Source organism: Bacillus sp. JJ783, from assembly GCF_036963225.1.
Taxonomy (GTDB): domain Bacteria; phylum Bacillota; class Bacilli; order Bacillales; family Bacillaceae_G; genus Bacillus_A; species Bacillus_A cereus_U.
The window spans coordinates 1-14,744 of the sequence record NZ_JBALMG010000127.1 but is presented as its reverse complement, the minus strand read 5'-3'; the positions used below and the strand labels follow the sequence as shown (position 1 = coordinate 14,744).

Here is a 14,744-nt window from a genome sequence, read left to right as displayed (position 1 = left end):
TCCAATCATTGGATACGAAGTAATAAAAACCCCTTCAAAAGGTGTACCTTTTGAAGGGGCAATAAGTTGAAAATGGGATAATATAAGTAAGTTGCTATAATTACTTAATAGATCGACTTTAAGTAAGTGAAGGTTCTTTGAAAAACAAGTTGCTATACTTTAGTTATTAACTGCATATAATGAATTTAAAAAACGTTGCTAATCATTGGAATTGCATTCCTTGTTTTCTGGGAAAACTGCACATTTATTTGTTTTTAACGAGGAATTTGTTATACTTACAGTAGTATTACTGGATTAATATTGTCCATAATAAAAAGAAGAGATGCGCTAACACCTCTTCTAGTAACTGTTATCGTAAAACGATTGGTTGCTAAAACATTATTTTTGTTGAGAATCGTCTTCTTGCTGGCCGGCATTTTGGACGGTTCTTTTATTTGATTTATTGTCGGTTGTATCTAATGATTTATATGCAAGTCCAATGAAATATATCTTCAAGCCTTCCTGAATAGGATCATGCAATAAACTCAATGAGTAATCAAATAAGTCCTTCATTTCCATATGTATCCCCCCTTCCTCAAAAAGTATCAAAGAAAGGATAGCCACTAAATCGTCTTACGATATGACAATATCATAACATGAAAAATGGCAAATTTAATAATCCTAATTAATAAAAAATATTTCTATATTAACAGAATTTCACCTCATTTATTTTTTTACAAAATATAGATTCATAATCTTTTGAACCTGGTTTTTTCAGGTATCACCCTTTTTCCAATCGGTTTCCTGTATCCGTAACTTCTAATAGAGGGGAAATTATATAACATAGCGTTATGTGTAGGTTTGAAAGAAAATCGCGATGTTTTGGAAAAAATTTTAACCGTTTTAGAGGAGGTTTTTAAAGAAAACATTGTTGTAGCAAGTTTCAGGTTCTGTTGCAAAGTTTTTGAAAGTAAGCTAAATTTTTGCAAAACAGAGTGAGGAGAATCCTAAATGAGATATTTTAAAGGAAAACAATTCAGGAAAGATATTATTTTGGTAGCCGTCGGCTACTACTGTCGTTTTTCTTTAAGTCATCGAGATGTATCTGAAATTCTGAAAGAACGTGGTGTATCGGTTCATCCTACAACCATCATGCGATGGGTTCATGAATATGGCAATTTGATCTATCAAATTTGGAAGAAGAAAAATAAGCATGTACATTTATCTTGGAAATTGGATGAGACTTATATCAAAGTCAAAGGAAAATGGTGTTACCTATATCGTGCGATTGATAAAGAAGGTCACACATTGGATATTCAACTTCGTAAAAAGCGAGATCATCAGGCTGCTTATGCTTTTATGAAAAGACTCGTAAAAACGTTTGAAGAACCAACGGTTCTCACAACAGACAAAGCCCCAGCGTTACTTTGCGCGTTTAACAAATTAAAAGCACAAGGCTTTTATAAACGTACAACTCATTGTACAATCAAGCATTTGAACAATCTAATAGAACAGGACCATAGGCATGTAAAGAGACGTTTTGCCAAATCCGCAGGATTTCAAACCCTTCGTCATGCTTCACGTACGATAAAAGGAATTGAAATGATTCATGCCTTATATAAACGAAGCCGAAATCTGAGCTCAGATTTCGGCTTTTCGACATACGATGAATTACAGGGTATATTCAAAATCGCATAAAATGTAAAAAATTTCATATGAGTAATTTAAGCATATCCAAACTTTGCAACAGAACCGAATAGTCTTCCCTTATATATTACTCTACAACTTGTGTTTCCCATCCATCATAACTATTACATGTTCCACTATATAAAACTGCTAACTCCGCCATGTATTTTGTTTCTTTCCAAACATTTTCTTTTGTTGGTATACAATTTTTTCCTACTATAAATACATAGTAACTTAACCCATCTTCTGAAAGTTGTTCAGATGGTTCATAAATATCATAACCTTTTACATGTAGTACATCTGCTATTTTCTCTGCAATTTCTATAGTATCTACTAAGAAATAATGTTCTAGGTAATGTGCTTTTGTTAAATTAGACCCTGCCTTCTTCAAAGCTGTTAGCGTTTCTATATCCTGTTTTTCTCGTTCCTGTCTTTCATGAACTTTTTCTAACATTATAAATCTCCTTCAGACCAATTTATAGTGCATTTCTTCGACAAATCCATGTTTCTTTTCTAATTTGAACTTTTTCTTCTATTAAACATCTTACTATCTCCATTTAATCACAAAATTCATTTGATTTTATTTCTAAATTCTTCCTGTATATTTTTGAATTCTTGTTCATATTTTCTTATTTTTTCAACGTCTGTCTTTGAATTAAGGAAAGGTCTTTTTCTACCAATCATCATTATATCCTTTCCTTCTGTGGACTCCATGCGTACATATGGTTTAAAAAATTCACATTCTGTATTTTGTAATACCACCGATAATTTAGCATATTCTTCCATTGGAAATTGGTTAGATAAATTTAATTTTTTAAGTTCTTTCAAATTCATCAACGGTTCTAAAGAACGATCTTTAACCTTTATATTCATTAAAGTTAATTCATTTAATCGTACTAAATCACCAATCGGCTCCAACGTTTTTACATTAAGTGCTTTTGTTATCCCGCCTCCTAAATAAAAACCTCTTAAGTTTTCTCCATCTTTTATTGGTGTTATATCTTCTACTTTTGAGAAGTCTTCTATTAATAGATAAGAAAGATTTTTATTATAGCTAAAGTCCCATAAATCAGTATTTTTAGTATTCCAACACAAATATAATTCCCTTAAATTAGACATCATTTGTAGGATCGATAAATTTTCTACTCTCATTTCATAAACATATAGTACTTCAGGATTAACATGCGCCATAATTTTATCAAACTGCTTTTGATTCACTGCAAAAACCCATAATTCCTTAATTTTCAACTTACCTAAAAGTTCTATATTCTTTGTTTTACCATCAACAGACAACTTTTGTACATCATTATTAACTTCAACTAAATCTCTAGTAACCTTAGGTTGTTCACCTAATGGAAACATAAAATCCCCTCCAAATACTATTTAGATTAAAAATGACACTACTTCAATATAAATAAAAGTAAATCATTTTGAAAAATCCCCCTCTAATTCGTTTAGGGGGATTTTTTTTATACTACTCTATTCAAAATTAAAAATAAAATCTCCACTTACTTCCACTTTTTATATTTCGCACGACTTTGCTGCATATAGAATTTATAGTTTTTATTCTTTTTACTTATTGGTCTAATTCTATTTCGTAATTCTTTTTTTCCACCATATTTTAGATAGAAGCGCTGTTCCATCCCCCTTGCCTCAAAATAATTTAAATTACGTCTAACACGTGTAAATTTCAAGTCACGATGTACTGCTTTATGTGCTAATTTTCTAGCAGCTGGATTAACAGTTCTGCCGACATATTTCACTTTACCTGCACTATTTTTCAAAACATAAACAGTATGCCTTTTAGCCAAATGCTTAGCTGTTACACGTCCAGCATATCTGATAACATGTGGAGCAGCCATTCTCGCGCCATGAATAGCTATTGGAATTAAAAACTGAGCAAAATGACCATCTGGATCTGTCAACATCGCTGGATTATTATCCGCATATGTATACCCATTTTGTGTAACAGGATCATCCTCATCACCCGGGTCTGGATCTGCTGAGATGAATACACCATGGTCTGGGTTATAGTAACGAGCCATTAAGTAATACATCTCAATTTCTTTATCATACATGTAACCTGCATATCCAAATGGATTGTCGGCTGCAATTCCTTTTACGTCGCTCTTTAGGACATTTCCCCATGCATCATATTCATAGTTTGCTACAACTTGTCCATCTTGGTCTGTCATCGCTACTATGTCACCGCGTGGGCCGTAGTGGTAGAATAGCGTTTGTCCTTGTGATTTCATTGCGAGACGTGCACCGTCTATGGAATATACATATTGACGAAGGACATTTCCATTCCCATCTGTTTCATATAATGGGTTAATGCTGTCACCGTCATAGAAGTAACGTGTAACTACACCGTTGACATTCTTTTCAATACGACGGTTATCATCATCATATTTGTATGTTGCGAACGGTTGACTTTCACCTTTTTTCGTTACAGCAACCAGTTGGTCTGCTTCATTCCATGTATATGTGTATTTGCCGTCAGATGTACGGTTCCCATTTGCGTCATACGTAAGAGATTCGTTTCCGAACTTTACAAGCTGATTTCCTTCGTTAAATGTCGCTGTTACAGACTTTGTTTCTTTTCCATTCTCTGCTACTTTCACACTTGTACGGTTACCAAATCCATCATACGTATAGTCTTTAACCGTTCCATTTGGTAAAGATTCTTTCAGTAACTGATTAATTGGATCGTATACGTAATTTGTTTCGGTTACTTTTCCGCCTGTACCTTCATGTGTAATTTTCGTACGGTTACCCGTTTTATCATACTGATATCTTTCAGATAATAAAATTTGGTTTGATGTTCCAATGACTAAATCTGTTAGTTTACCTATTTGATCGTAGTTAAATGTTGAACCTGTTCCATTGGCTGCGGCATACGTACGCACATGACCATTTTCATCATAATCAAATCGATACGTAGATGCACCATCTGTTACTTTAATGTTTTGATCTGCAGTATTGTAATCATAAGATGCTTTATTGCTGTGGCCGCCATGTGTAATCGTTTTTTCTTTTAATTTTTCTGATTTACTATTTGCTTTATCGTGATAAGCCCAGTCTATTTTTCCGCCTCGGCTATCTGTCATACTTGTAATGCGATCTGCATTATCGTATGTTTTTCCTCGTTCCATGCCATTGACATGGTCCTTGATTTTTGTTTCTTGTCCATTTTCGTCACGTTCGAACGTAAAGGCATCTTTTCCATTCCGCTTTTCACTTACTGTACGATCAGCGGTATCATAGCCCCATTCAATCGTTGCGCCATTTGGCATTTTCGTTTTTGTTTTGTTTGCATTCGCGTCGTATTCATGTTCAATACGACGATTTAATGCATCAATGAATACTGTATTTTTATTATCTACATCATATTCATATTTGTGTGTTTGTGTTTTCCCACCGAACATCACAGATTTTTCAGTCGTATTTCCATTATGATCATAGCTATAACCAACTGAAGTCCCATTTTTTAAGGTAACTTTTGCAAGTTGATTATCTTTGTTGTAATCAAATGATTTTGTATTTCCTTTTTCATCTGTTTCACTTGTCTTATTTCCAGAAGTATCATATGTGAAAGTATTTTTATTGCCTTCTTCATCGTATGTTGTGGTTACATTGCTATCTTTATCGTATTCATTTTTAACAAGGACATTACCTTCTAATAATCGTACATCATCAAACCATACTTTTCCTTTATTATTGTTTCTAAATAAAAGATACACTTGAATATGCTTAATTGGTTTTTTCGCTGGAATGAATACTGCGCTACGGTTCCAATCATTTGTCCCACTTGGGAATTTTGCTTGATAATTTTCACCACTACCATCTTGATAATAAACATCAGCCCAAACAGAATAATCTCTGGAAAGTTTATCAGGGGCATCATTTTCTACATTTTCAGATTTAGACATCCCCGTCAATGTTAAAGGTGCCGCTGTTTTCTGATTTAAAGTTACTCTTGTACTATAACCAACATCTGAGCCACCATATTGACTACGCTCTAATATAAGAGAAGAGTTGCCTGTAAATCCTTCATGCGCTGTTTCTTTACTATCACAGCTCGTGCCATCTCCCCGAATCCATCCAGGGATACAGCCATTCTCCATCATGTTTTCTAAACTACTATTCGTGATCGGGTTAAAGCTAGAAGAACTTTCACCTTTTTCAAGCTGTAACTTATCAAACCAGGCTGAACCAGTTGTAGAAGCTCCGCCATTTTCTACCTGTAAATAAACTCTTGCTTTTCTCGTTTGATCTGTTGTTTTAAAGGTAACTTGGCGATTTGTCCAATCCTTTTCACCTTGTAATTTATTGTAGCGATTATCGTTCCAACCGCCGCCATCAACAGCTGAACCATCTTCTTTCAATAACTGAATGTTAAAGAAGGCCCCAATTCCTGGTGATAGTGCTGTTTTCAGCATACCACTCAATGTATACGTTGTATTTGGTTCCAAAGTAACATCTTGGATTGCTGCGATATAGCCCCAATCGTTTGTACTTGCTTTGGTTGTAATCTTTAGTGAAGATGCTCCGCCCAGACCGCCAGGTGCTGGAACAGTATCTTTTGATAAAGAACCTTGGTTATTATTAGCTACTTGTGTCCACTTTTCAATTGTATCCAGTTCAAAACTTGGATTTTGTAGGAGATTCTCTCCTGTTCCAATGTCTTTACTTGTTTCCGTTGGATTCCCATACTGATCGTGCTGTGTGACAGACGCGGTGTGAGCCGCTTGATCCGTTACAGAAACCTCTGTATTTGCAGCCTTATAGGCAACTGTTGTTTTATCTCCTTCATTATCTGTGTGGCTTACAACACCGTTATTTTTATTATACTCAAATTTCTCAGTTCCCATTGCGTCCGTCGCAGATGTTACGTTTCCATTGTTATCATACGTAAAGGACTCTGTTTGATTTTTAGGCGTTGTTGTTTTTACTAGATTATTTGCGCTATATTCATACGTTGTTGTTAAGTTCAGACGCCCAGCATCTACAACGGTTTTAACCGGATTACCCGCATCATTATAATTGTAAATTGCCTTACGGCCTTTTGCATCCAATACAGACACTTCTTTTGCATCTGTATTGTACGATAATGTTGATGCTTTTCCTAACGGATCCGTTACTTTTACTAATCTATCATTCTCGTACGTGTAAATTGTTTGATATGGTTTTTCATCTGTATGCTTCGGATCATATACATGAGTCAGTAAATCATTCTCATACCCATATCGATATGCTTTTCCTTCTGGCGTTGTAGAAGAAACCAATAAATCTCCTTTGTAAGTAAACGTAATGACTTTATTATCTGGTCCCGTTACTTTGGAAACTTTTTTATTCGCACCTTCATATTGTAATAATAACTCTTTTCCAGATGCATTTTTCACTTTAGATAATCGGAATTCACCATCATATTCATACGTCGTCGTATTTCCATACTTATCTTTTACATATTCCATATGACCAGAATTTTCTTTTTTTGTATAAAACGTAACGGTTTGATCTTTATCCTTAATTTCATACCCTTCTGATGTTTCCTTCATATCTAGATATACACCTGTCGGTGCTTGGTACGTTCCATCTCCCGTTCGGGTAAATGTAATTTGCGCACCATCTGCAGAAGTCAGAAGTAAGTTTCCTTCTGCATCTTTCCAAATACGTTCTTCTAAACTGCTATACCAACCCTTACCGAATAAACCAACTTTTTTACTTTGACTATTGTAGGTTCTTTCAATCGATACATCTGGTCCACGCCCTGATAAGGACATATCTTTTTCATCCATCAGGAAGTTACCACTTGTGGCATTTACTTTACCGTTTAACACATCAATGGATGCCCAGTAGTCTAACATGCCCATAAACCCAAAGTCTTGCGAAAACTTCGGCGTAAATTCGTGTGAAATTTCACTTTCGGCATGACCTACTTTACTATACGCCGTTACACGGAACCAATAGTTTTTCGAACCAGCATACTGACCACCTGAATTTCGATATACAGGTGATGGATCTAACGCAAGCTCTGCACCTTTTTTATCATGATGAAGTACATATTGTCCTTTTGCAATTTCATCTTTTGTCGGCCAAATATTTTGTCCTTGTGTCGTCCATGTTGTTGCAGTTCCTATGTCAAATGCTTCATAATCTTTTCCATTATACACCCATACTTTATAACCAGCAGCCTCAGGAACACTGTCCCATTTTAATGAAACATATCCTGTTTGTTTATCGGTTGCATTGATATAAGCCGAACCTGTCGGTTTCTTGACTTGCTCCAATGGTATATGTGGAACTACCTCATCAGATAATGGACTGTCCCCAAATGGGTATTCTGCTACTACTCGAATCCAATATCCGCGTCTTGAGCTATAATCCCCATATGGACTACCTGCCAAGTGTGCGTTTTTATACAGTGGCCCTGGATTAATTGCCGCTTCTGCCCCTTTTCCATCCTCATGGAACTCGAAATGCCCTTGCGCAATTTCTTCCGGTGTTGGGAATATCTTTTTATCCTTTGTCGTCCAATTTGTTACGTTACCAACTGGAATATATTCATAGTCATATCCATTAAAGATAGCTACTTTATATCCTGTTGCTCCTGGGACTGCATCCCACTGCATATTAAAGTGACCTGAACTACTGCCACTTCCGTTAGAATGCGCTTGCACTCTTGGTTTATTAGGTTTTGCATATGAATACTGTACTTCTAAGTAAGGCGCATTTGATCCGTTTTCAGCTGCAATAAACTTCTTCCAATGGTTTTGTCCATTTCCATTTGTATGTAACTTAAATCCATTGTTTGGTCTTGCGCCTTCTACCCATGCTTTAACTGTATTTGTTACATTAAAACGCGCCCATTGCCCGCGTCCTACATCTGCATGAGCGATATTATTAGAACCAGGCTTGTTATTCCAATTAACTCCTCCAACATTCCAGCCACCTGTTACTTCATCTAACCAGACACCATTTGGCTGATTTCCATAATAATGCCATACTGCATACGCATGGAATGTTGCGCTTTCAATTTGTGCGCCTCTTAAATCTGAAATTTGTGGTTTAATAAAGGCATAGTTTGTTCCAGTTGTACCGTCATAATTTCCTACTTTTAGTGTATAAGCATTTTGACCGCTATCCCATAAATCGCCCCCAGAATAATTTCTATTCGGGCTAAGAGTAGATGCATATGCATTTTCAAAATCCTCTACATTGATAGAAGGGTCAATATTTACCGGATACTTACGTTCTGGTGCTTGTAACCACTTCGGATCTGCCGTAACCGTTAATGTATATGTTTTCTCATCTGTCTTTTGGATATCATAACGAACATCCTGTGAAGTGACAGCTTCTCCAGATTCTTGATTTACATTCGCATCCGTCATATACGGTTTCGGTAATGTAAAGATACTTTCTTTTTTCTCATCTTGGAAACTAATAGAACCATCTTTCTCCAAGTTTGGAGTTAAATCTGTCTGTAATGCAAATGTAAAGATGTGATGTCCTGTATATTCACTTAGTACAAAATCTTCTTTTACATTTTCATTGAACGTTGTACTTTTTAGATCGATATGAGGGAAAATCCCTTTATACCATACGGTGTTATTTTCATGTGTGGCAGTTACTGGTGACGGTTTAATTTCACCTTTCTCACCACTTGCCCCGATTAACTCATATTGAATGGTATGTCCGTCCGCTTGGAACTGAACATACTTTCCATCCGTCACTGTTTTTTTAAACTCTGGTTTTAATTTTGTGTTTTCCGTCACAATTTTCTTATCTGGCGCTTCTACTAAGGTCGGCGAAACTTCTTCTAACTTTCCATTCTTTTCTGTATGAATCGCTTCTGTATATACCTTTTTTGTAAAAGTACCATCTTGGTTATCGAAGACCTTTTCTGTTTCTGTCCGTTCTTCTACAACCTCAGTGGGTTTTGCTTGTGATTTTAACTTCTTCTTCACCTGATCCGGATGTGGCGCAGGTAATTCTTTCTTCTCTTTCTCCTCCATTTGTGGAGTTTGTTCTGAATTTGGAGACGGCGTAAACGCTGGTGCCGTTTCTGCCAATCCATTCATCGGTATAGATGTAATAATTAATGCAACTACCATTAGCTGTATTAAATATCTATACCATCGTTTTTCACCTTGTTTCTTTTCCATACATTCACCTCGGCATCATTTTATAAATCTTACAAAATAATAGTATTTAAAAATTAGAAACAAAGTAAATCATTATTTCTAATTTTAGAGAAAATGTGACAAAATATTTGTAGGTTTTTCGACAAAATTTAAAATCATCTTCCTTGTTTATAAAATTTACATTATTATTAAATTATGTATAATATAAACTACACATCGTGTAATATTTACATAGTGATACAAATACCTACAAACATAAATAATAGGTCTAATGTTCCAAATTTAAATTTACTTATTCAGGAAATCATACTTTATCAATACCCTTTTTTCATCTCAAATTCTAAAATGGAGTTACCCTTTCAAAATATGCTGAATCCTTTCACAATCGTGAAGGGATTTTTTTATCTATTGATGTCTTAAAAGAATCTATGCTACTTTTTACTCCAAAACAAAAAAGCTAACTTTTTATCTGAAAAAGATAAGAAGTTAGCTTTTTGGGATACTACCGTTAAGTAGTGTTATGTTAATTAACACCACTTATTGTTTTATAATGTGAAGTTTGTAATGAAATAGCTAAATTCATAACCTGTTTTTACTACTGCGGCTCCTAATATTACATATAGAGAATATTTAATAAAAGGGTTCTCTTTTAAGAAGTTTTTTAGATTATTCATGTTGAATCCTCCATGTTAATTTTATTAGCTTGATAGTCATGTATAGTGACCCCAAACACAAAAAGCTAAACTGCATAGTTTAGCTTTTTTATTCGCAAATTATTTAATTATAAAACCTAAAATCCCTAGAACTATACACAGTATTCCACCTAATAATTGCCCCATCCCAGACGCCTCTCCAAAAATGAAGAAATTAAAAATGTTTTTTCTTGTTTGCGTTTTTCCTACAAATGCATCATCCTTTTTCATTCTATATGTACCCCATAATACTAAGACTAATCCAAAAAGTATTATAAATAGTTTTAAGATCATAACATATATACCTCTATTCATTATTTATATTTTGCTGTATTATTTTTTTAATATTACTAGTAGTCATCTTCTTCAAATATAAAAACTTCTTCAATCGATAGATTAAAAACTACAGATATTCTATATGCCAGTAAAACAGATGGATTATATTTTTGTTTTTCTAATGAAATAATCGTTCTTGAAGAAACAAATACTTTATCAGCTAATTCTTGTTGTGTTATTCCATGTTTTAAACGCAACTCTTTTATTCTGTTTTTCATAGAAATCTCCTACTCAAAGAAAACTATTATAATAGTTTTTAGCTAATTTTTTCGTAATTAGACAACATATTATAATGAGAATTAGCCCAATATCAATTGAAATTGTAATCCATTTCGTAAGAAACATCATAAGAATGATCATAACCATTAGAATACTCATGGTAAGTTGAGAAGCTTTTCCTTCTATTAGATTATCTCGCTCATCATATTCCATTGATTGCTCTTTTTCTAACTGTTTACGATTAGCCTTATATTTACTTTGAGAAACTAAAGCAAAAATTAAAAAGATTATTCCTGTAAGTATCTTTAGATTCCCTGAGTAAAATCCCGCACTAAAATCAGCGCTAGCATGGTTAAAAAATATTTCAAAAAAACCCATTACAATAATTAGAAACGAACATAAATAAAGCTCTTTAAATCTATTTTTCAAATAAATCACCTCTCAATATGAAGTTAACTTCACGTGAAGTCAACTTCATATTACAGTACCGATTAAAGAATGTCTAGAATTAATTTCAATCTTCTTCTTGGTTTTCGGTGTGGATACATATAGGGCTAGCACGGTTCTGTTGCAAAGTTTGAAAAAAGCATAAACAGGTTGGTAAATGAGGAACAATGTTTAGGAAGTAGCTAGTAATTGTTGAAGTTCATTGTACGTTGAAAAGGCGGAGTCTCTTTGAAGACTTCGTCTTTGTTTATATAGGGCATGAATGGTCTCAATACCTTTTATCGTACGTGAAGCATGACGAAGATTTTGAAACCCTGTGGATTTGGCAAAACGTCTCTTTACATGCCTATGATCCTGTTCAATAAGATTGTTTAAATGTTTGATTGTACAATGGATTGTAGTTTGATAAAACCCTTGTCTTCTTAATTTGTTAAATGCGCAAAGTAATGCTGACGCTTTGTCTGTAGTGAGAACCGTTGGTTCTCCAAAATGTTTTACTAATCTTTTCATGAAGGCATAGGCAGCCTGATGATCCCGTTTTTTACGAAGTTGAATATCCGATGTGTATCCATCTTTATAAATGTGGATATATAAATAAATCATAACAACTATAAAATATAAGAATATTGTTCTCTGTTTATTTTTTTACTTAATCTTCCATATATATAATTTTTTCTATTTTTGAAAGTTATATTTTATATAAGCTTCCTAATATACCAAGTCTAAAGTGATTCTATTATATTGATTCTATGCTATTATACGGATATATTAGAAACCATTTAGGAGGTAACCTTTTGGATTTTGAGAGAATACCAATATTGTTAAAACGATATGATTTTAGGGGGAAAATGAATGTATGCCAAGCACATTCAAAGGAACTCATGTCTATCAGTGGTTTGATCTCTATTGATGAATGGCGTGGCAAAGCATTGCCGTGGGATTTAGAGACATTTGCTTTGTTTTCTGTTATCACGCTTGGGGAATATTCTGACCGTAGATTTGATGACATAAAAGGAAGGAAACAGTTCACTAAAATAATTAATGCAATCAAGGATTATCTTCCTCCAAAATTAGAAATTGCTCAAGACAACAACAAATTTTTAGATTATTTTATGATTGTAACAGGGTTAAATCAATTTCAAATCCAAGAAGATATAGGTATTAAGTTTTATCGATATTCATATATCTTTAATTTTGAGAATACGAATGTGAATATGAAACAACAATTCACTGGAAAATTTGGATGTAGTTACGATGAATTTAAAAAATTTGGTTTTATTATTCATAGTCTTTTCTCAAGAGAAATCAATAAATCCATAACGCCAGATATATATGATTACGTAATCAGAAGGTACAGTTATGTAACTCAGCATCTTCTCATTGATCGAGCAGATTATGTATCTCTTCAAGAAAAGATAATACATGACATTACTCAATATATTTATGGCTTTAAATACTTTTATCAATTTCCTTTCATTTCTTACAATCAGGAGATTTTTCTGCCATTGCCTCACCTTATTATACATTCTGTTACGTCTTCACTTCTGTTTAGATTGACAGAAGGAAATAATAAACTTCGCGAACTATTTGGAAAAGAGGTTCTTGAGAGCTACATTTTACACATATGTGGCTTATCCGAATGGTTTGATGAGGTCATAGCAGAATATCCGTATAAGTATAAACGAAATAACAAACGTACATTAGATATAATGATTCGAAAAGGCAATAAATGTCTGATGTTAGATAGTAAAAGCATGAGTCCACGGGTTTCTTTAAGGAATCTAAAGGATCAGGACGTAGAACATACGGTTAATCGGATGGTTGCTGCTGTCATTCAAGTTTATGAGCAAATAACTGAGCGTTTTCAAAACGAATATTACCCGTTCAGTGTGAAAGTTGACTTCTTGAAAGAAAACATTTTTGGAGCTGTTATTTTAAACGAAGATAGTTATATTCTAAGAGAAATCATAATGACTAAGGCTGCGGAAAAGCTGAAAATTGTTCATGGAAGCGAAGAATATAAATATCTATGCTCTAACGTCAAGTTGATGAGCTTATATGAATTTGAAAAAATGATATTTCAACAAGAAAACGTGCTTCAATTGCTAATGAATAATAGACAGAATGAGAGTAAGTGGTTTGATTTTTCATTCATAAATTATCGTGAAAAGAATGATAAGGGAGTAATTGAAGAAATCTCTCAAACAAGCGAAAATATGCAAGAGATTTTAATGGAATTCGCACAGGAATTAGTCAAAGAAGGTCTCATATCACGGTGATAAGCAAAATGATAGTTTTCAATATTCTCTTTTAATGTGCCTAAATTGTGTCTAAATGTACAATTTTCTTTTTTAATATGTTGAGTCCTTATAATTTTGTTCAAACCTATTCAATTAAATTTTTTAGCCAAGAGGGTGACACTATACATAATGAATAAATTAATAAATACAACTAATCCAGACCAAATCTATAAATCATTAGCTTTAATCCTAGAAATACGAAAAGAGTATTTAGAACACTATATCTTTAAAAATTGTTTTTATCTTGCTAACCTAGATGTCAATGAAATAGATATCAATCATTTATTTCAATACCTATCAAAATCAAATCTGGATTATAATAATGATATACAATTCGACTCTGTTGCAGTTTCACATCTCACTGCACGTAATAATGAACATGATATTGAAAATCAACCACTATATAATTTATTTGATGCTTTAACGAAAGAGAGTGATTTGAGCCAGTCATTTTCAAAATTAAACATAAAGTTTCAGAGAGATGAAAATACAATTAACACTTATTATAGAGGTAAATTAATTGATTGGTCTGATTATAATGAAGTTAATGCTTATAGGGTTAATGTACGATTAGGGAAGACTCAAAGTACTGATCGATGTATATGTGGCTTTTTATTTAATGATAAAATCTTTGAAAACAGTAACATTTCTAGTTTTCGAGAAATCCCAGAAGTTGCTTTGGACATATTAACCTTATTTAAAGAACAAGCTGCAATTGATGCATGGAAACAACAAACGAAGACATATATAGTTACTTTTAAAGTTCCCATAACGCAAGTTAACTTTAACCAACAAGTCTCTGATGTTAAGGATAAACAGCTTTTTATTATTAAACAGTGCATACAATATCTATGTAAAAATAAATTAAATCAATGGGAATCCTATCATAATCCAATGGTATTTCTAAATGAAGATATAAACGTAAATTCTAACAACAT

The 14,744-nt window shown here is 33.5% G+C and carries 11 protein-coding genes and 1 pseudogene; 3 read left to right on the top strand and 9 right to left on the bottom strand.

The window, feature by feature from the left end:
* Positions 1–378: 378 nt before the first annotated feature.
* A complete protein-coding gene (locus V7038_RS23520) occupies positions 379–558 on the bottom strand; it encodes a hypothetical protein (protein WP_002107219.1) in 180 nt (59 codons plus the stop codon).
* Between the two features lie 432 nt (positions 559–990).
* Between V7038_RS23520 and V7038_RS23515 the strand changes: the two genes are divergently transcribed.
* Positions 991–1,677 (top strand): IS6 family transposase, encoded by a 687-nt coding sequence (locus tag V7038_RS23515; protein WP_002107220.1) that lies wholly within the window; start codon positions 991–993, stop codon positions 1,675–1,677.
* Positions 1,678–1,753: 76 nt separating this feature from the next.
* Here V7038_RS23515 and V7038_RS23510 read toward each other — a convergent pair whose 3' ends face one another.
* From V7038_RS23510 to V7038_RS23475, 8 genes and pseudogenes are all read right to left on the bottom strand, one after another.
* Positions 1,754–2,119, bottom strand: coding sequence for a ribonuclease E inhibitor RraB (locus tag V7038_RS23510; protein WP_002107222.1), 366 nt, complete (start codon positions 2,117–2,119; stop codon positions 1,754–1,756).
* A 116-nt stretch (positions 2,120–2,235) separates the two neighbouring features.
* Complete coding sequence (locus V7038_RS23505) at positions 2,236–3,027, bottom strand: hypothetical protein (protein WP_002107223.1); 792 nt, start codon at positions 3,025–3,027, stop codon at positions 2,236–2,238.
* A gap of 146 nt (positions 3,028–3,173) precedes the next feature.
* On the bottom strand, positions 3,174–9,833 hold the full coding sequence (locus tag V7038_RS23500; RefSeq protein WP_335695705.1) for a DNRLRE domain-containing protein: 6,660 nt from the start codon (positions 9,831–9,833) through the stop codon (positions 3,174–3,176).
* Between the two features lie 524 nt (positions 9,834–10,357).
* Positions 10,358–10,486 carry a hypothetical protein gene (locus tag V7038_RS23495; protein WP_335695704.1) on the bottom strand — a complete coding sequence of 43 codons (129 nt, stop codon included), beginning with the start codon at positions 10,484–10,486 and terminating at the stop codon, positions 10,358–10,360.
* Between the two features lie 99 nt (positions 10,487–10,585).
* A complete protein-coding gene (locus tag V7038_RS23490; RefSeq protein ID WP_335695703.1) occupies positions 10,586–10,798 on the bottom strand; it encodes a hypothetical protein in 213 nt (70 codons plus the stop codon).
* A gap of 56 nt (positions 10,799–10,854) precedes the next feature.
* Positions 10,855–11,058, bottom strand: a complete 204-nt coding sequence (locus V7038_RS23485) for a helix-turn-helix transcriptional regulator (protein ID WP_098155614.1) — start codon at positions 11,056–11,058, stop codon at positions 10,855–10,857.
* Between the two features lie 13 nt (positions 11,059–11,071).
* Entirely contained in the window at positions 11,072–11,488 is a 417-nt protein-coding gene (locus tag V7038_RS23480; RefSeq protein WP_335695702.1) for a DUF2178 domain-containing protein, read from the bottom strand.
* Positions 11,489–11,677: 189 nt separating this feature from the next.
* A pseudogene (locus tag V7038_RS23475) lies at positions 11,678–12,103 on the bottom strand (DDE-type integrase/transposase/recombinase); the annotation flags it as partial.
* Positions 12,104–12,300: 197 nt separating this feature from the next.
* Here V7038_RS23475 and V7038_RS23470 point away from each other — a divergent pair.
* Positions 12,301–13,785, top strand: coding sequence for a hypothetical protein (locus tag V7038_RS23470; RefSeq protein WP_335695701.1), 1,485 nt, complete (start codon positions 12,301–12,303; stop codon positions 13,783–13,785).
* Positions 13,786–13,935: 150 nt separating this feature from the next.
* Positions 13,936–14,744: hypothetical protein (locus V7038_RS23465; protein WP_335695700.1), on the top strand; the 809-nt coding region annotated here is incomplete at its 3' end.

Coding starts and splice junctions, on each gene's coding strand:
- V7038_RS23490 (WP_335695703.1), bottom strand. CDS start 10,798: ATGATCTTAAAACTATTTATAATACTTTTTGGATTAGTCTTAGTATTA.
- V7038_RS23495 (WP_335695704.1), bottom strand. CDS start 10,486: ATGAATAATCTAAAAAACTTCTTAAAAGAGAACCCTTTTATTAAATAT.
- V7038_RS23510 (WP_002107222.1), bottom strand. CDS start 2,119: ATGTTAGAAAAAGTTCATGAAAGACAGGAACGAGAAAAACAGGATATA.
- V7038_RS23515 (WP_002107220.1), top strand. CDS start 991: ATGAGATATTTTAAAGGAAAACAATTCAGGAAAGATATTATTTTGGTA.
- V7038_RS23520 (WP_002107219.1), bottom strand. CDS start 558: ATGGAAATGAAGGACTTATTTGATTACTCATTGAGTTTATTGCATGAT.
- V7038_RS23500 (WP_335695705.1), bottom strand. CDS start 9,833: ATGGAAAAGAAACAAGGTGAAAAACGATGGTATAGATATTTAATACAG.
- V7038_RS23505 (WP_002107223.1), bottom strand. CDS start 3,027: ATGTTTCCATTAGGTGAACAACCTAAGGTTACTAGAGATTTAGTTGAA.
- V7038_RS23485 (WP_098155614.1), bottom strand. CDS start 11,058: ATGAAAAACAGAATAAAAGAGTTGCGTTTAAAACATGGAATAACACAA.